The sequence below is a fragment of the Halosolutus gelatinilyticus genome, assembly GCF_023028105.1.
In the GTDB taxonomy this organism is placed as follows: Archaea; Halobacteriota; Halobacteria; order Halobacteriales; family Natrialbaceae; genus Halosolutus; species Halosolutus gelatinilyticus.
Genome location: NZ_CP095492.1, coordinates 205,115 through 222,178, shown reverse-complemented (window position 1 = coordinate 222,178; position 17,064 = coordinate 205,115). Strand labels below are relative to the sequence as shown.

The window sequence follows — 17,064 nt, the reverse complement described above, 5'->3', positions numbered from 1 at the left end:
AAGCCTCCGGCGTGCGACTGCGAAGCTCGTCGGGGGCCGCCTTCGCCTACGTCCTCGGCGTTTTCGTCTCGACGTCGCTGGTGGCGGCCGTCACCCGTCGGCGAACGCGGATTCCGGCTCCGGCTCGCTCCCGTCGGCCGCCGACTGCGATCGGTCCCGATCCGTCGTCCGGCCGAACAGCTTCGTCAGCGGAGAGGCCGTGAGACCGTGGACCAGCACCGAACTCGCAACGACGAGGCTGGTCGCCGTCCAGAGGATCTCATTCCCGATCAGGCGGTGGGCGACCGTCACGTAGAATAGGGCTGCGATCCCGATCGGGCCGAACCAACCCGCGAAGAGCGCGCCGCGATCGTCGACGGAATCGACGAACCGATCGAAGACGAAGACCATCGGCAGGCGACGCAGGAGGAGGATTCCGACCGCGAGCGCCGCGCCGGTCCAGCCGAGTGCGAGCCACTGCTCCCAGGGGAGCGCCAGACCGAAGGCGACGAAGACCGGGAACGTAAACAGTCGAAGGATGGCTTCCTGGACCTTCTGCTCGTCGAGTCGGTCCCTGGCCTGGGCGAAGCGATTGAACAACAATCCGGCGACGAACACCGCGAGGACGCCGTCGCTTCCCAGCAGCTTGACGCCGCCGAGGACGGCGAACGAGAACGCGATCGTGATGGTGAGCAGCGACGATTCTTCGAGGAGGGCGTGCTCGCTGGACTCGCGCTCGATCCAGCCGACGGCCGCGCCGACGGCAGCCCCGATCGCGACGGCCGCGCCGACTTCCCACAGCAACGTCTCGAACAGCCAGGCGGCCAGCGCTCGGCCGGGCGAATGCTCGAGGACCAGAACCGGGAGGAAGACGAGCAAGTACGCCAGACCGTCGTTGGCGCCGGACTCGGCGGTCAGCAGGTTGCGAATCGGTTCGGGGATGTACCGCTCCGCAATGTCGCCCGTCACGATCGTTCCCGCCAGCACCGGATCGGTGGGCGTGACGATCGCCCCGACGAGCAGCGCGGTCCAGAGCGGGACGTCGAGCAACGCGTAGACGAGCCCGCCGCTGACGAGCCACATCGCGACCAGTCCGGGAACGAGGACGACCGTCATCGCGAGGTCGTTCGCCCGGAAGTACCGTCCGGGAAGCCTGAGCGCCGCGGCCATCACCGCGAGTCCCATCGTGAGCCTGGCGAGCTGTTCCAGGACCGCGAGCGGTTCCCCCAAGCCCGAGAGGTGAAGGAGATCCAACCCGGACGGACCCAGAACGACCCCGAGTGCCGTCGCCGCGATCGGCTCGGACGGGAGGTACGACCGGTCCTCCAGAAGCCCGGCGGCGAGGCTCAACAGCACCGTCAGTCCGCCGATCGAGACGAGGGCGACGTTCAGTTCTTGCATGCGTCTGGAGCCATTCGTCTTCCGAAGCGTCGAGAGAGACGAATACTCGAACACCCGAGCACAGCCGTCGTTGGGTCGGTCGGTGGGATAGGGATTCGGCCTGCGCTCTCACACCGGGCGACCGACCGATCCGGGCCGCGGATCGTCCGCCACGGCGACGTTCGTCGGCGCACCGGTCCGGGAGGAACCACGATCTACCGCCCCGGCGCGCGGCAGCTCACGCCGAACGAACGGATCCGACGGCCGTTCGGAATCGGTCATCTCGGTCGACAATAGCAAGCAGAAGCCTGGCTATCGTCGTTCTCGTACGTCGAAGCGAAATGGTGTTTGCTCGGGCCGTAATTTCGCGGCGTCCCGCGGCACGCCGCCGAGACGCGTGACGACGAACGGGAAAGTGGCCACGACGATCGCGGACCGACGGACGCGACCGCGACCGGGGGCGTCCGACCGGCTGTCGCGATCCCATCCGAGTCGATCTCGAACCGAGAACCCGAGCGATGCCGCTCAAATCAAATAATGGACGGAGATACCCACTCGACGAACCGGCGAGATTTACTCGCGGGAATCGGTGCCGCGGGCGCCGCGGCGCTCGCGGGCTGTTCGGCCCTCGCTCGAACGCCGCCGGGTCCGCACCTTCGGATCGGGACCCTCAGACCGCCGGTTACGCTCGATCCGATCGAGGCGAAGTACGTCGGTTCGAAGCAGGCGATCAACCGGATCTTCGACGGGCTCTACGCCTACGGTCCGGACACCGAGACCGTTCCGAAGATCGCGGCTGGCCGGCCGACGACGGCCGACGACGGACGGCGGATCGACGTGACGATCGACGAGGCGGCGCGCTTTCAGAACGATCGCCGCGTCAGGCCTGAGGACGTCATGTACTCGTTCGAGGCGCCGGTCGAAGAGGGAACGGCGCCAGCCTGGGAGGTCGACGCGATCGAGTCGGTGGAGGCCCTCGACGATCACACGGTACGGTTTCACCTTCGGCATCCGTTTCCGACCGTTTCGTACGCGCTCACACGGCCGATCGTCCCCAAGGAGGCTCGGGAAGCCGATCGGGCGGCGTTCGCGAAGAAACCGATCGGGAGCGGGCCGTTCGAGGTGCGAAAGTTCTCCGAAGAACAGAAGACCCAGCTCGTCCGCTGGGGCGAGTACTGGGGCCGACCGGAGCCGGAGATTGCCCAGCTAACGATGGTGTACGTCAAGTCGCCGCTCACCCAGATGATGAGCCTCCGAACCGGGCGAAGCGAGGCGATCGAGCCGGTAAATCCGCAGATTGCGGACGACATCCGCGACGTGACCGACGCGGACGTGTACCGGCAAAACGGGTACCGAACCTACTACTTCGGGTGTAATCTGAACGAGGGACCGACGACCGACCCGAAAGTCCGGGAGGCGATCAGCTACTGCATCGACGTGGACAAAGCCGTCGACGAGTTCATCAAACCCGTTGGAAATCGGGTGTACAGCCCCTTACCGGGACGGATCGCGAACGACTGGAACATGCCGATCGGGGAGTGGAAGGAAATTCCCAACCGGAAAAGTACGGACCGGGCGAAACAGCTGTTTCGGGAGGCCGACGAGACGCCCGGGCGCCTCAGGATCTTGACGTCGAAAGACCCGACGTGGAAGGAACTCGGCGAGGCGATCGCCGGCGGCATTCGGGACGCCGGCCACGGTGCGCTCGTGACCGCGAAACCGTGGAAGCGCTACCTCGAATCGTACGTCTCGGGCTCGGAGCGCGACTACTCGGTGTTCGTCGGCGAGATCGCCGGCACGGCCGATCCAGACTCGTTTCTCTACCCGACGTTCCACGAGAACATGCTGGGAGTAACGAATGGGATCTTCTCCACCGACGACGAAATCATGAAACCGCTGTCCGAGGCGCGATCGATGACCGACCGCAAGCGCCGGCGATCGCGCTACGAGACGGCGATCACGAAACTGCTCACCGATCGCGTCGTTCTCCCCATTTGCTCGTTCGAGAACAGCTTCGCCACGGCCCAACGAGTGCGAAACTTCGAGGTGCATCCGATCGCCGAAGTCAACCCCAGACTCGCGGGCGAGGACGAGGTCGTGAGGGTCCGATCATGAGCCAGGACTTCGGCGTGGGGACGGCCGTCGCCCTCGGCGTCGGCGGCATCGTCGGCGGAGGGATTTACGCGGCGATCGGCATCGTCGTGGCGGCCGCGGGCGTGCTGACCTGGTTCGCGTACTCCATCGCGACCGTGGTCGTCCTCTGTTGTGCTTACTCGTATATCAAGCTCAACGATCTGACCGAAGAGAACGGCGGCTCGGTGACGTTCATCGAGGAACTCACCGGCCGGACGAGGATCGCGGGCGTGGTCGGTTGGACGCTCGTCGTGGGTTACATCGGGACGATGGCGATGTACGCCTACGCGTTCGGCGCGTACACCCAGATGATGCTCGGCGTGGAGTACGTCTGGGGGCTGCCGAGTCGGCAGTTCCTCTCGATCGGCGTCATCGCCGTCTTCGTCGGAATCAATCTCCTCGGGGCCGGCTCGACGGCCGCCGTGGAACGGTATCTCGTGTTCATCCAGGCCGGCGTGATCGCGGCCTTCGGTTTCATCGCACTCTGGTTCGGCTTCAATAATCAGCTGCTCCAGCCCGGCCTCTCGTCGCTCGTACGATCGCTTTCGAGTCACAACTTCAACCCGATCCTCGCTGCGTCCATCGGGTTCGTCTCCTTCGAGGGGTGGCAGCTGCTGTTCTACGATCAGGAGCAGTTCGACGATCCCGACGAAACGCTCGCGAAAGCGACGTTCATCTCGATCCCGATCGCGGCGTTCATCTACATCCTCGTGGGGTTCGTCATCACGAGTTTGCTTCCGGAGGAGGTAGTCGCCGCCCAGCCCGAAGCGGCACTGCTCTACGGCGGCCTCGTGATTTCGAAGTGGCTCGCGCTCGCCGTCGGGATCGCCGGGCTCATCTCGACGGCGAGTGCCATCAACTCGACGCTGTTCAGCGAAGCGATCTTCGCCAAGAACCTCATCTCCGACGGCATCCTCCCCGATCGGATGGGCGATCCGGATGCGCAGGCCGCCCCGGCGCGTGCCGTCCTCGTCATCGGCTTTTTCACTGCCGCGTTTACCACGCTCGGGAGCCTCGAATCCGTCGTGGAGTTCGCCTCGCTCGCCTTCATCGCCGTCTTCGGCGCGATGAGCGCGACGGCGCTGGCCAAACGCGACGAGGCGGACATCAACCCGGTTCCCCCGCTCGTCGGTACGATCGGCTCGGGCGCGTTCTTCGTCATGCTCCTCTGGTACCTCTACTCGCAGATGCCGTCGGTGTTCTGGCTCGTCGTCGTCATCGCCGTTCTGGTCTTCACCGTCGAGGGCGTGTACTTCGAGCGACAGTCGATCAAGGAAGGACTCCGGGAGGTAGAAAAGCAGCTGTAACTCGACTGGCCGATCGCGGGCGGAGCAGGGGCGACTCGGACGAACCGAGCCGCCCGACGAGGAATCCGTCCGGTCACACGCGAAAGGAATAGAGACCGCCTGCAGTAGGAGAGGGAGCCCTCTGACAGGACGCGATCGAACCGGCGTTTCGTCTCCGAAAGCTCCAGCGGATGGAGTTGTCGATTCGAAATCTCTCCGGGCGATCGCTTAACTAACGAAACTGGACCGGCGATCGAACCCCCGCTATCTCAGTCCCAATCCCATTAAGTGACCGCGCCGTACTCGGGGATATGGACCGCGAGGAGTACCCGATACTGGTAGTCGTCGCGCTCGCGGTAGTGGGTATCGGCATCGGTACGACGCCGAAACCGCTCGCGCAGTTCTTCGTCGACGGGACGCGCGAGTTCGTCACGACGACGATCGCCATGGCGTGGATCACGTGGTGGGCGCTGGTCGTCGGCTTCGCGATCGCCGGCGGCGTGGAGGCGTGGACCTCGACCGAGGCGGTCTCGGACCTGCTGGAAGGACACGGCCCGCGGGAACTCGGCTACGGCTCGCTGTTCGGGTTCGTCTCCTCGTCGTGTTCCTACAGCGCGATCGCCACCGCGAAGAACCTCTTCAAGAAGGGTGCGTCCGCGTCGGCCTCGCTGGGGGCGTTCATGTTCGCCTCGACGAACCTCGTCGTCGAGATCGGGATCGTGATGTTCCTCCTGTTGGGCTGGCAGTTCGTCGTGGCCGACTTCGTCGGCGGGCTGCTCCTCATCGGACTGATGGCGCTGGGGTTCGTCTACGCCGTCCCTGACGGCGTGATCGAGACGGCCCGGGAAACCGTTCGGGACGAGGGAACCGAGACGGTGCGGGACCCCGTCTGCGGGATGGAGGTCGACCCCGACGAAACCGAGTACGCCACGGAGGTCGACGGGCGGACCTACTACTTCTGCTCGAAGTCGTGCATGGAGAGCTTCGACCCCGAGGAGGCGGAGACGACGATCCGCGAGCAGGCGACGTCGCTCTCGGGGTGGAAAGCGCTCGCCGACAAACAGTGGAAGGAGTGGGGAATGCTCTGGGACGAGATCGCGATCGGGTTCGTCTTCGCTGGCTTGGTCGCCGGGTTCATCCCCCGCAGCGTGTGGACGTCGGTGTTCTCGGGACCGGTCCTGGGCGTGCCGACGTACATCCTCTGGACGTCCGCGGTCGGCGCGCTCATCGGCGTCGCGACGTTCGTCTGTTCGGTCGGAAACGTTCCCTTCGCGGCCGTGCTCTACACGAACGGCCTCCCGTTCGGGAGCGTCCTCTCGTATATCTACGCCGACCTGATCGTCCCGCCGATCGTCGACGCCTACCGGGAGTACTACGGCACGACGTTCGCTGCCGTCCTCTCCGGGATGATCTTCGTCTCCGCGGTCGTCGTGGGGGTCGTCGTCCACTTCCTCTTCGCCGGACTGGGGCTCGTTCCGCCGCAGTCGAGCGCGACCGTCGCGGACGTTTCGATCGAGGTGGACTACAAACTGGTGCTGAACGCGATCGCGACCGTCATCTTCGCCGCCCTCTACTGGCTGCACCGATCGGACCTCGCCGAGAGCGGCGCCGGCGGCCAGCAGGCACACGCACAGACGACCGACTGACGGATCGGCCTAAGACGGCGCGGCGGAGTCAGGCGTCGGTGCCCGACGTCGACGACCCGAGATCGGTCGCTCGCGCGCCCTTTCCGACCCACTTCCGAACGAACCGTTTCAGGGCCGACTGGACGGGGCGGTGTTTCCGCGTCATGACGACCGTTCCGTCGAACTCCTCGCCGATCGTCTCCGGGATCTCGCCGAACAGGACGCGCTGGAGGATGCCCTCGCCGGTCGCCCCGATGACGATCGTGTCGAACCCTCCGTCGCGGGCGTATTCGAGGATCGCGTCGTCGATATCGTCCTCCGACGCGATCGCGGTATCGACGTCGGTCGACGCCGCCGTCCGCGGCCAACGCTTCCTGGCGCTCCGATAAGAACGACTCGGCGGCGTCGCCGACGCCGTCGGTTACGACGTGAAAGAGCGTGACGTCGGCACCGACGTCCGCGTACGCGGTCGCGAAATGCTCCGCGAGGTCCGCGTGAGGTCCGCCGGCCGTGGGCACGAGGACACGACTCGACGCTGTCGCTCCGTCGGTCTTCACCACGGCGACGTCGCACGGCGCGTTCTCGACGACGGTGTCGATGTTGGAGCCGAGTGCGTAGTCCGAGAACCGTTTGCGCCTCCCCCGCCACCCCAGGACGATGAGATCGCTATCGCGCCGGTACGCGACGTCGTTGATGCTCGTTCCGACGTCGTGGCCGATCGTCACGGTCTGGTGTACGGGGACGTCGTCAGGAACGTACTCCAGCACCCCGTCGAGGAGGTCGCGCTGCTCGTCCGCATAGTGCCGACCTTCGGACAGCGGCGTCTGTTCGGGCACCGTCGCCACGCTCGTCAGCAGGAGTTCGCCGTCCTCGCGGCGGGCGATCGCGCTTCCCGCGCGGATCAGTTGCTCGGCGTTACTCGGGTCCGCGAGGGGAACGAGCACCTGGTAGTCGCGCTCCTCCGCCGCCCGTTCCTCGGTGATGAATCGCGTTTCCTCCCTGAACCATCTCGAACGATGGAAGCGAGGGCAACCAGAATGAGCGAAACGCTTGTATACATTGCAAACATAGCATACACCATGGGAACGATATCGACTCGGGTTCCGGATGATCTCGAGGGGAAACTGGAAGAATACCTCGAAGAAGAACGGCTAGATCGGAGCACAGCAGTACGAAAACTCCTCTCGGAAGGGCTCGAAGAGTGGCGTCAAGAGCAAGCGCTCAAACGGCTCGCTGCTGATGAAATTTCGTTCACGAAGGCCGCCCAACTTGCAGAGATGTCCGTCTGGGAGTTTGCCCAGCTCGCAAAGGATCATGACATCACGTGGGTATCGGGCGATCACCTCGAAGACGATCTCGAGGAACTGTGAATGTGGGTTTTCGACGCGACGCCGCTAATTTACCTCGCAAAGGTCGATCAACTCCATCTCGTCTCCAACCTCGATGGAGAGTGTCATCTTCCTCAACAAATTCACTCGGAGGTCGTTACCACCGGTCTTGAAGGGGGGTATACCGATGCTCGTCGTATCGAGCAGTGTATTGATGCTGGGCTTTTTGAAGTCATCGCAGTTGATGACTCTCAGCTTGTGGGCCGGTTAGAACAAAACCCAAATTTGAGTGACGCTGATGTGGCAGTCCTTGGATGTGCTGCATCACTTGATGCGATCGCCGTCATGGACGAAGCCTATGGGAGAACGGCTGCAGAAATCGAAGGTATCGAGACTCGGGGGACAGCCTACATCGTTCTCTTGTGCGCTAAGCAGGGACACATTACCGTCTCCGAAGCGCGTGAGACAATTGATTCAATGATCGAAGAAGGCTGGTACTGTGCACCAAATTTGTACACAAAACTCGTTCGGAAACTCGAGTCATTCAACTAATAACGGCGCTATACATCGCTATCGGCGATCGAGAACAGCTCCGTGAGGACACACTACAGTTCGTCACGGATTCGGAAGAAGGAGTTGCAGATGAAGGTGCCGAACGGTCGATCCTCCAGTTTGGAACCTGTGACGACCTCGTTTCCAACCTCACACCGCTTCGGCTTGAGTTGATTCAGGCAATTGTAGAACAGTAATCCAACGAGTATGCGCGAGACTGCTCGCCTTGTCGATCGTGATGTCTCGTGTAGCACTAAAATCCGAAGCGAATGCTGAAACGACGCGAAAAACTCAAGCCACATCTCGAGCGGACATGTCTCCTGCTACGGTGATAATCGAGAGTAAAGGGTCGGACGTTGTGTCTCCGTCAATGTTATACAGTAGTTCTCACTCGCAACGATCTCACTTTTAAGCAGCGTCGGGGATCACAGTGGCGCAATCGACTCGAGCGGTGAGTTTCAAAGTAGGTATCGAGATCGGCTGCAGCGCTGATCGAGCGGCATTATAGAGCCTTACTCGTGGTCCATTGCCGCCGGCAGCGTAAACGAAAACGTGGATCCCTTGCCTGGTTCCGACTCGACCCAAATCTCGCCGCCGTGGCGCTCGACGATCCGCTCACAGAGCGCTAACCCGATTCCGGACCCGGACCGATTGTTTCGCGCGTTTAAACGGTGAAACACCTCGAAGATCTCGTCTTGGTTGGCAGGATCGATCCCGATGCCTTCGTCTTGAACTGCCACAGTCCACCCCGTGCCGTTTCGCTCGTTAAAAATCCGTACCCGAGGCCGTGTGTCCCCGCTATACTCGATCGCATTTTTCAGCAGGTTCTGGAACACTTGCCGTAATTGATGTTCATCCCCTACAACGCGGGATAAGTCCTCGACCTGCACGTCAGCGTTACTCTCAGTAATCCGAACATCAAGATCGTGGCAAACGTCCGAAACCACATCGTTGAGATCGATCGGTTCGAGCGGCTTTCCTTGTGTCTCGACCCGTGAATACTGAAGTAATCCATCAATCATCGCGCGCATCCGGTCGGCCCCATCAATAGCGAACTCGAGGAACTCTCGTCCATCCTCATCTAATTCGTCGTCATATCGACGTTCAATAAGTTGGAGATACGACGAGACCATACGAAGAGGTTCTTGCAGATCGTGTGAGGCGGCGTAGGCGAACTGCTCTAAGCGCTCGTTCGACTCCTCGAGATCGGCGACCAACTGTTCGAGTTCTCGCTGATACTGTTGCCCTTCGATCGCTTCAGCGAGGACATTGGCAACGCTTTGGACGAAGGCGATGTCTTCGTCGGTGAACGTTTTCCAAGTGGTGTCGTGAGTACCCAACACGCCCCAGGGGTCGTCTGGCGGGCCGATGATGGTACTAATACCACTGCGAATGGTGTCACTCGTCGGCAACTGGGGACCGTTAAACCGTGTTTCGGTCTCGAAGTCCTCGACGATAATAGGGCGATTAGTTGTCAGCGTATATGCAGCATGAGATCGGGCTTCGACGGCTGGGACCGTTGTCTCTCCGACAATGCTTTCCTGCCAGCCGACGCCTTCGCGAAGCAGGAATTCCTGATCCTCATCATCGAGCTCAAGCACTTTACAGTACGTAGTATCGAGAACGGCCGCTACTTGACGAGATGCTTCGTGCATGAGTTCGTCCAGGTCGTTGCTTTCGAACGCGAATTGGCCGAGGTCGGCCACAGCTTGTTGTTGTCGAGTGCGGCGTTTGAGTAACTCCTCGCGTTTTTTCCGCTCAGTAATATCCTGGAGTGCCCCACGGACTGCAACGACCTCGCCGTCTTTCATCTCTGAATCCGCTTGCACCCGAATCCAGCGGAACTCGCCGCCGGGAGGGCGAAAGCGAGCCTCCACGGTAAAAGGAGCACCTGTATCGAACGCATCTTCGATGACGCTTTCTATCATCGATTGGTCGTCCTCGTGGTAGGCGTTAATGGTTTCATCGAGCGGGAGTTCTTCGTTGGGGGGGACTCCCAGAAGTTCGTAGAGATGGTCGGTCCAGTACACGTCCATCGTGTCCGGATAAATCTCCCACCCGCCCACATCAGCGATGCGCTCGCTTTTGTGAAGGAGATCAAGGGTTCGCTCGAGCTCAATCTCTCGAGATTTCGATCGCGCATCGTTGACTCCTCCGGCAAACGCGGGGACGAGAACAAATGCTGTGACAGTTAAGATCGCCCGAATGGGGGTATTGATACTTGTAGCCGACAAGAAGTGGTAGGTCCCGAGGAGGGCACCCATAATAATGACCGCGCTGAGACTCCATGTTGTGATCGTCGGATAGAATTCAGGTTTAATATCTGTTCGGGGCAACCAATACCCGCCACAAATGAGAACAACGCCTGGGCCGCCGACAAAGAAAGCGAAGATCAGCGCCGCTAAAACAGAATCCCCTCCAATGATTTCCCGATAGCCTAACCAGATGGCGAACACGACGTACAGAGTACCGAGGGTGATGATGGCTGGTCTACCATCGAAATCGGATACGATCGATTTCCACGAGTCCACGAGGAGTGATTGGCCGCGACCCTATTAGGGTGTTATTGTATGACAGAGCGTTGAAATCCTATCAACAAGAGCTAAACAAATAAATTCCTGTAAATCCACAGGTCAACAGTTTCCGGTTAGAAAGGGATAATCTCCCGGGTAGGCGAATTACTCCCGAACTTCGTCGATCGACTGAGCCACGTCCCCAGCGTGGAGATCGCTGTATGCCTCGTGCGTTGTCTCGACGGACTTGTGCCGCAGTGCCGACTGTGCGGGTTCTGAGTGTCCCTAACAACGTCCGCACGAATTTGCGCATGGATAGACGTCGACGAAGGTAGGAAACTATCACGCGATGTATTTAACCACGTGAAGGATATAAAATAAATCTTTTACCATAATATTAACAATAACCATCTCTCGATTACTAAACTAGAAAACATGGGATTACCGTAAGGCCCAATGATCGGAGATCGTATCCTCCTGTCAAAGAGATCAGGTCTGTACCGGCCGGATCTCAGAAATCCAGGTCGCCGTTTCATCCGTTTAGACAATATTTCTGAGAGGAACAGAAGTCGGCGTTTTTGTGAATCAGCCACGAGGAGTTTTCCGGATATGGATAACACTAACCACCATAATGCTAGCCGTATATCGACCGACAGCAAGATAATCCGAAACTGGGGAGAGGCCCATGATGCAGTACCAGTAGAAGATATTACGAGTACTGAAGAGACGGAGCGTTTCCACATCATTCCAGCAGATGGCGTGGGCGAGGCGCACGAACAACTCGAGTGGGATCCGTTTCTCGAGATGATTGACGAATGGAATTACGTCGTCCTCTATCACGGCGAGCAGGAGGCGAATCCGTTTGAGATCGTTAAACGCGACAGGGCGATCACTCGAGCGGACATGGACGCGGACGAATTCGAGGAGCGATTGTTAGCGGGAAGACCTGTAACGAGCACGGTCACGGAGACGACCGTCGTCGAGAGCGTTGTTGTTGAAGAGACGACGATCGAGAGCGAGCTCGTAGGCAGCGAAGTGATCGATCAGCGTGTATTGGACGTCGAATTCATCGGACGCGAGTGTACGGGCTGTGAGTTGATCGTAAACCAGGATTTAGATACTCGAGAGGTATTCGACGCGGATCGATATCTCGATATGCGCGACGGACTGGAAGGCGAACCTGGACAGACGGCTACAGGGACGCTTTTCACCGACGAGATTCCGTACCATCCCGAAATCGATATCGAGGAGACGTGGTCGGTCACCCTAGAACTCGTCGAGCAGTTCACGGTAGAGAGCCACGTCGAGGACATGGATATCACCGAGACCGATACCATCGAAGATCATGATATCGACGTCAGCGGGTTCCACCGAAAACTCGTTGAAAGCGGGCTTCTCGGCACGGGCCGTTCGCCGAAAGAGGTTATGAGAGAGTTCGATATTGAAAGCGAGATAAACAAAGACGACCGGATACAAACGTACTTCGAGCGTGAACAGATTATCGAAGACGAAGTCATCGAGCGAAAGCGTCTCCATGCTGATGTCACGGGCGGCGATCTCTTAGAGATGGAAACGTTCCGGAGCGAGGAGTTCGAACCGATCCAAAGCGAGGATTCCGAGGCTGAACGCGCCGCTGCCGACGAACCAGCCAACCCGAGTGAAGCCGAAGCACCCGACGTCGGTGAAGCGAGGGTCGACAAGCAAGACGTAGAGATGGAAACTATTCACGGCGAGGACACCGAGGCCACACCTGCTCGTGACGACGAATTCGCCGACGAGCGTGAGGCCGAGGTGCCTGAAGCCGAGGAGATAGCGGTCGACGAGGAAAAAGGGATGGGAACGGTCCAGAGCGAGGGCACCGAGGTCAAACCCGCTACTGACGATGAATCTGCCGACGAACGTGAGACCGAAGCATCCGAAATGACTGGAACTGAAGCGCCCGAAACTGAGGAAATCACTGTCGACGAGCAAAATGAAACAACGACCCCGGTCGATCTTACTGACGCCGAGATCGGTAAAACGGTTGTCGATGCGTCAGGAGAATCTATCGGACGGGTCACCGAGGCGGAAGAAGCAGAAGCGATGATCTACATCGACGCCCATCCGAGCATCACTGATCGGATTCGGGCGAAATTCAACTGGGGCAACGTCGACAAAGGCGATCTCTCCATCCAGGCCGACCAGATCGAGCGCGTCACTGACGAGCAGATCGAACTGAAAGGAAAGGGAGAGCCGGATTAACACTTTCCCGATTCCACAGTTACGGCCGGGTACAGTTTCAACACACATCAATCTACTTTGGTAAACTACATACACGTCACTCACTGCTGTCGGATCTAATGATAATGTCTTGATTAAAGCGTCAACAGCAGCAGCAGACCTAGTCGTTGCACCCTACCACGAACTTGACAAGCGCGGTGCTCACCAACCAGTTCCGGAAGGTCGACTCGACAAGCAATGGGTACTTTCCAAGCACCCAACACCGGCGGACGCACAGAAGGCCGAGATGGGCACCACCGCCTCCGAAGGGCTCGTCTACGATTCGATAATTCGTTTAGTCGACGTTCATCCCTGATGCAGCGATAAACTCTGAGATGATGTGGCCCTCGGCGCGATGAAGGATGTCACTAGCAGTGGATTTGCTGATCTCGAGTTCCGCCGCTAAGTCGGTAAGCGAACACTCGCGAGGACTATTGTAATATCCATGGGAGAACGCTTTGGTAACTACCCGTCGCTGCCGATCGGTGAGAAGAGTTGTCGGATCGGCTATAGAAGTGATCGAGACGACGTCATAGGTTACGTCGTTCATTTCAAAAGCTGCTTTGAGCTGTGAGAGTTGCTCTTGAGAAGTAAACGTCTCGACAATTACCCACCCGTTCTGAATTTTGAGGGGATAGTTCGGGAGAATTTCCGTGGAATGGAGCATCTGATATGGTGTCGGTTGCTGCATGACGTGTTGGATCAGCAACGATTGTTCAGTGCAATTGAGTACGTCGTATGATTGTACATGCGGGGCCTCCTCGAAATCCTCGATGATGGCTTCGGCATTCTGCGTTTCAACCTCCATAAGCACGCATATACCTGATTCAGTCCCAAAGGAGGCGAGCACCTCGAACTCGTCGTCGGGATGTTTCCTGAAGAAATCGTCGAACTGGTCGCCAGGCGGTTTGATTTTGATCGTTGCCCGAGGCATATCTGGATGTTGTGTGAGTGAATCATAAACACTACGTACATGTTCGATACCACTTTTACAGAGAATTGGCTCCTGCTGTGGGGTGTGAATCAAGAACTGGATGACGGCTGCGAGCCAGACCGGGAATCATCGATAACCGCGTCCCGTAATACTGGGAAGCACGAACGCCGTACCTGTACTACCGGAGTCGACCGGCGCAATTCGCTTAAATCGGCGGGAGGGCTCGCAGCTACCGAATTACTTGCGGGTTGTATCAATACTGGATCTGAAGGGAGTCCCGATCAAAATGGCGGGGAAAACGGAAATAGCCAACAGAGCGTCGAAGAGTGGCTTTCAGAGACGAACAACTGCAACGGCATCACCGACAAAACTGGGTCCAGCACGGTCACCGTTGAGGTAGGACCAGATAGTGACGAGATGACGTACGCACCAGTTGCGATTCGTGTTCGATCGGGAACGGCCGTCAAGTGGGGATGGATCGGCAGCGGCTCTCACAACGTCGCCGCAAAAGACGATCTATGCGATAGTGGCGACCCCGAGAAACAAGCGAGCTTCAAGTACGCGTTTGATGCCACCGGAACCACGCTCTACTGCGATCCACAGGAATCGGCTGGAATGAGAGGCGCCGTCATCGTGGAGAGCGGAAATTCGGCGGCTACTACAAGCAACTCGGGTGAGTAGATGGCGGAACCAATGTGGGTTCAGCTGGGACGCTACGGGTATCTCATACTCGCAGGCTTCTTTGTAATCTGTGTCCTCGTGCAGATATACATCGCAGGAATGGCGGTATTCATCGATCCGTCGAATTGGTCCCTTCACACGACCTTCGTCCACGCCTTCGTGCCCATGCTCTTCATATTGGTCGTATTGGCCTTGATAGGCCGGCTCCCTCGATCTCTGAAAGTTGCTCCAATCGGGTTGTTTCTACTGGTCGCGTTTCAATATATGACAGCAGCGAGGTACGGTTCGCTCGTTGCAGCGATTCACCCAGTGAACGCTGTAGTAATCTTCGTTGTATCCGCTCTCGCAGTTAGGCGGGCGTGGAAATCGATTCCAACGAGTACGCCGCTCCGATAAAACAGCGCGGCCGCCGATCGGCCGATGCTTTTGTCACCGCCCTTGAAATCCGCAAATACCTCATAGAGGTACGGACTTCTGTACTACACTCACCGATCTTGAGCTTCAAATCGAGACGATCGAAGACGGGTATCCAGAGTGGCATCCCGCCCCGTACTCCTTCACGGGATGCTTACGCTCTTCCTCTACCGGGAAATCACCGGGGATAGTTATCCCGCCCTCGAACGACTCCCCAGAACTCGCAACCGTGCTCGGAATCGACCGAATTTCTGAGGAGTCAGTTCTCTCGGACGTGACACAACCGCTTCAATGACGATATTCGTGAACGTGTCATCCACCGAGGAGTGCCTTGACGATGTTCGGCCCAGAGTTGAATCGCTCTATTGTGACATCTGCCGGAACGACTTCGTAGTATTCCCCCTGTTCCTCACGTAGTGTTGCACATTCGATAAATCGAGAGTTCACGCGAACGGAAGGATCGTCGCGAAGACAAGCGTGCTGATCAGTCCGCCGACACCGATCAAGATCGTCGCCACGGTCCACGTCTTGAGTGTTTCTGCTTGCGTAAGTCCACCGATCTCCTTGACGATCCAGAAGCCGCTGTCGTTGTACCACGAACAAAACGTCGCCCCTGCGCCGATCACCATGACGAGATAGGCGGCGTTGACCGTCAACTCGCCCGTAAACGGCGCCATTATTCCGGCCGTGGTGACGATCGCGACAGTCGCCGATCCCTGCACAACGCGCACTCCGGCGGCGATCACCCACGCCGTCACGAGAAGGCCCAGCCCGATGTTTTCCAGTCCGCCCGCGATGTATTCGCCTGCACCTGCTTCGGCGAGCATCGCGCCGAAGGCACCGCCAGCAGCGGTGATCGCGGCGATATTGCCGCCGCTCTGGAGCGCGTCCGTGAGTTCGTCCGAAAACGATTCGTCGCTGAAATCGGTTACGCGATAGAACGTGAACGCCGCCGCGAGCGCGGCGACCGTCAGCGCGAAGTTCGGATCGCCGATGTAGCTGGTGACGGAAGCCGCTGGCGTGTTTTCTCCGACAAACGTTTCGACGGCGGTGTTCGCACCCACGAGGAGGACTGCGAGGAGAATCGGAAGCGAGGACTCGAACAGTCCGGGGAGGGCACTGGTCGGTGTTTGAACTTTCTCTTCTATCTCGTCGACTGTAGTTCCCATCGCGTCGCGCAGCGGAATGTCGATACGCCGATTGATCCAGTATCCGTACCCGAGACCGGCAACGGTTGCTGTCGGAAGTCCGGTGAGGAGACCGATAAGGATCGTTGTCCCGAGGTTAGCGTCGAGTTCGGTCGCTGCGAGCAGCGGGCCCGGCGTTGGCGGGACGAAACCGTGGGTGACCGCGCCGGCGGCGCCGACGGCGACGATATACAGCGTGTAATTCTTGCCCGTTCGGGAGCGAGCCGCCCGCGCAAGGGGAGCGAGCAGATAGAAGACGTTGTCGAAGAACACCGGGATCGCGATTACGAAGCTACTGCCGAAAAGCGACAGTTCGGTCTTTCCCTCTCCGAAGAGTGCGTTAAACCCGCGCACGATCCGATCCGCTGCACCGCTCTCGATCATCGCCTTTCCGATGACCGCCGCCATCAGGATTGGGATGCCGATGTCGGCCATCCCCTCGCCGAATGCAGAGGCGTAGTCAGCGGGGACATTGGCGAAGGGAATCGCGGGCGAAACGGTGCCAACGGCGAATCCTGAGATAACGAGCGCGACGAACGGCGGCAGATCGAGAACGACCAGGAGAAACACGATCGCTGCGACTCCCACTGCGAGCGATATGAGCGGCGCCTGTCCCCCCAATTGCATGGGCACGACGGCGAATTCCATGTTCTGGGATACGGAGATACGTCATTTATATTTGGTCACTGTTAGCACTAGGAAAGAAAATCGAGAACCTTTACCGTCTATCGTTTGTAGCGGGGTTCTGGTATGCTGGGCGGTTTTGTGAGACACGTGGATTTCCAAACCCAAA

Annotated in this window: 13 protein-coding genes and 4 pseudogenes; 9 read left to right on the top strand and 8 right to left on the bottom strand. The window is 59.1% G+C overall.

Annotated elements, in window-relative coordinates; genetic code table 11:
• Nucleotides 1–90: 90 nt before the first annotated feature.
• Nucleotides 91–1,380, bottom strand: coding sequence for a cation:proton antiporter domain-containing protein (locus MUH00_RS20125; RefSeq protein WP_247004619.1), 1,290 nt, complete (start codon nt 1,378–1,380; stop codon nt 91–93).
• Nucleotides 1,381–1,896: 516 nt separating this feature from the next.
• Between MUH00_RS20125 and MUH00_RS20120 the strand changes: the two genes are divergently transcribed.
• From MUH00_RS20120 to MUH00_RS20110, 3 genes are all read left to right on the top strand, one after another.
• The gene (locus MUH00_RS20120) at nt 1,897–3,474 is read left to right on the top strand and encodes an ABC transporter substrate-binding protein (RefSeq protein ID WP_247004617.1); all 1,578 of its coding nucleotides are present in this window, start codon (nt 1,897–1,899) and stop codon (nt 3,472–3,474) included.
• Entirely contained in the window at nt 3,471–4,799 is a 1,329-nt protein-coding gene (locus tag MUH00_RS20115; RefSeq protein WP_247004615.1) for an APC family permease, read from the top strand. The genes MUH00_RS20120 and MUH00_RS20115 overlap by 4 nt, the downstream gene beginning before the upstream one ends.
• A gap of 290 nt (nt 4,800–5,089) precedes the next feature.
• Nucleotides 5,090–6,424 (top strand): permease, encoded by a 1,335-nt coding sequence (locus MUH00_RS20110; RefSeq protein WP_247004613.1) that lies wholly within the window; start codon nt 5,090–5,092, stop codon nt 6,422–6,424.
• 28 nt (nt 6,425–6,452) lie between these two features.
• Here MUH00_RS20110 and MUH00_RS20105 read toward each other — a convergent pair whose 3' ends face one another.
• On the bottom strand, nt 6,453–6,701 hold the full coding sequence (locus MUH00_RS20105) for a universal stress protein (RefSeq protein WP_247004725.1): 249 nt from the start codon (nt 6,699–6,701) through the stop codon (nt 6,453–6,455).
• A 514-nt stretch (nt 6,702–7,215) separates the two neighbouring features.
• A pseudogene (locus MUH00_RS20100) lies at nt 7,216–7,347 on the bottom strand (hypothetical protein); the annotation flags it as partial.
• 135 nt (nt 7,348–7,482) lie between these two features.
• On the opposite strand from MUH00_RS20100, the gene MUH00_RS20095 reads away from it, so the two are divergent.
• The 3 genes and pseudogenes from MUH00_RS20095 to MUH00_RS20085 all read left to right on the top strand — a co-directional run.
• On the top strand, nt 7,483–7,773 hold the full coding sequence (locus tag MUH00_RS20095) for a UPF0175 family protein (RefSeq protein WP_247004723.1): 291 nt from the start codon (nt 7,483–7,485) through the stop codon (nt 7,771–7,773).
• On the top strand, nt 7,774–8,283 hold the full coding sequence (locus MUH00_RS20090; RefSeq protein ID WP_247004611.1) for a PIN domain-containing protein: 510 nt from the start codon (nt 7,774–7,776) through the stop codon (nt 8,281–8,283).
• Nucleotides 8,283–8,529 (top strand): annotated as a pseudogene (locus MUH00_RS20085) (HVO_A0114 family putative DNA-binding protein); the annotation flags it as partial. The gene MUH00_RS20090 and the pseudogene MUH00_RS20085, both read left to right, overlap by 1 nt.
• 266 nt (nt 8,530–8,795) lie before the next feature.
• Here the strand turns inward: MUH00_RS20085 and MUH00_RS20080 are convergent.
• From MUH00_RS20080 to MUH00_RS20075, 3 genes and pseudogenes are all read right to left on the bottom strand, one after another.
• Nucleotides 8,796–10,319, bottom strand: a complete 1,524-nt coding sequence (locus MUH00_RS20080; RefSeq protein WP_247004721.1) for a sensor histidine kinase — start codon at nt 10,317–10,319, stop codon at nt 8,796–8,798.
• A gap of 153 nt (nt 10,320–10,472) precedes the next feature.
• Nucleotides 10,473–10,739, bottom strand: a pseudogene (locus tag MUH00_RS23035) (ATP-binding protein); the annotation flags it as partial.
• A gap of 222 nt (nt 10,740–10,961) precedes the next feature.
• Nucleotides 10,962–11,081 (bottom strand): annotated as a pseudogene (locus tag MUH00_RS20075) (tyrosine-type recombinase/integrase); the annotation flags it as partial.
• A gap of 324 nt (nt 11,082–11,405) precedes the next feature.
• On the opposite strand from MUH00_RS20075, the gene MUH00_RS20070 reads away from it, so the two are divergent.
• Complete coding sequence (locus tag MUH00_RS20070) at nt 11,406–13,037, top strand: prolipoprotein diacylglyceryl transferase (RefSeq protein ID WP_247004609.1); 1,632 nt, start codon at nt 11,406–11,408, stop codon at nt 13,035–13,037.
• A gap of 313 nt (nt 13,038–13,350) precedes the next feature.
• Here the strand turns inward: MUH00_RS20070 and MUH00_RS20065 are convergent, their stop codons facing one another.
• The gene (locus tag MUH00_RS20065; RefSeq protein WP_247004607.1) at nt 13,351–13,989 is read right to left on the bottom strand and encodes a helix-turn-helix domain-containing protein; all 639 of its coding nucleotides are present in this window, start codon (nt 13,987–13,989) and stop codon (nt 13,351–13,353) included.
• 84 nt (nt 13,990–14,073) lie between these two features.
• Between MUH00_RS20065 and MUH00_RS20060 the strand changes: the two genes are divergently transcribed.
• Together MUH00_RS20060 and MUH00_RS20055 are read left to right on the top strand one after the other, a co-directional pair.
• Nucleotides 14,074–14,670, top strand: a complete 597-nt coding sequence (locus tag MUH00_RS20060) for a plastocyanin/azurin family copper-binding protein (protein WP_247004605.1) — start codon at nt 14,074–14,076, stop codon at nt 14,668–14,670.
• Nucleotides 14,671–15,066: a DUF6220 domain-containing protein gene (locus MUH00_RS20055; RefSeq protein WP_247004604.1), complete on the top strand. Its 396-nt coding sequence runs from the start codon at nt 14,671–14,673 to the stop codon at nt 15,064–15,066. It abuts the gene before it with no gap.
• A gap of 461 nt (nt 15,067–15,527) precedes the next feature.
• Here MUH00_RS20055 and MUH00_RS20045 read toward each other — a convergent pair whose 3' ends face one another.
• Nucleotides 15,528–16,919: a GntP family permease gene (locus tag MUH00_RS20045; RefSeq protein WP_247004603.1), complete on the bottom strand. Its 1,392-nt coding sequence runs from the start codon at nt 16,917–16,919 to the stop codon at nt 15,528–15,530.
• Nucleotides 16,920–17,064 lie beyond the last annotated feature (145 nt).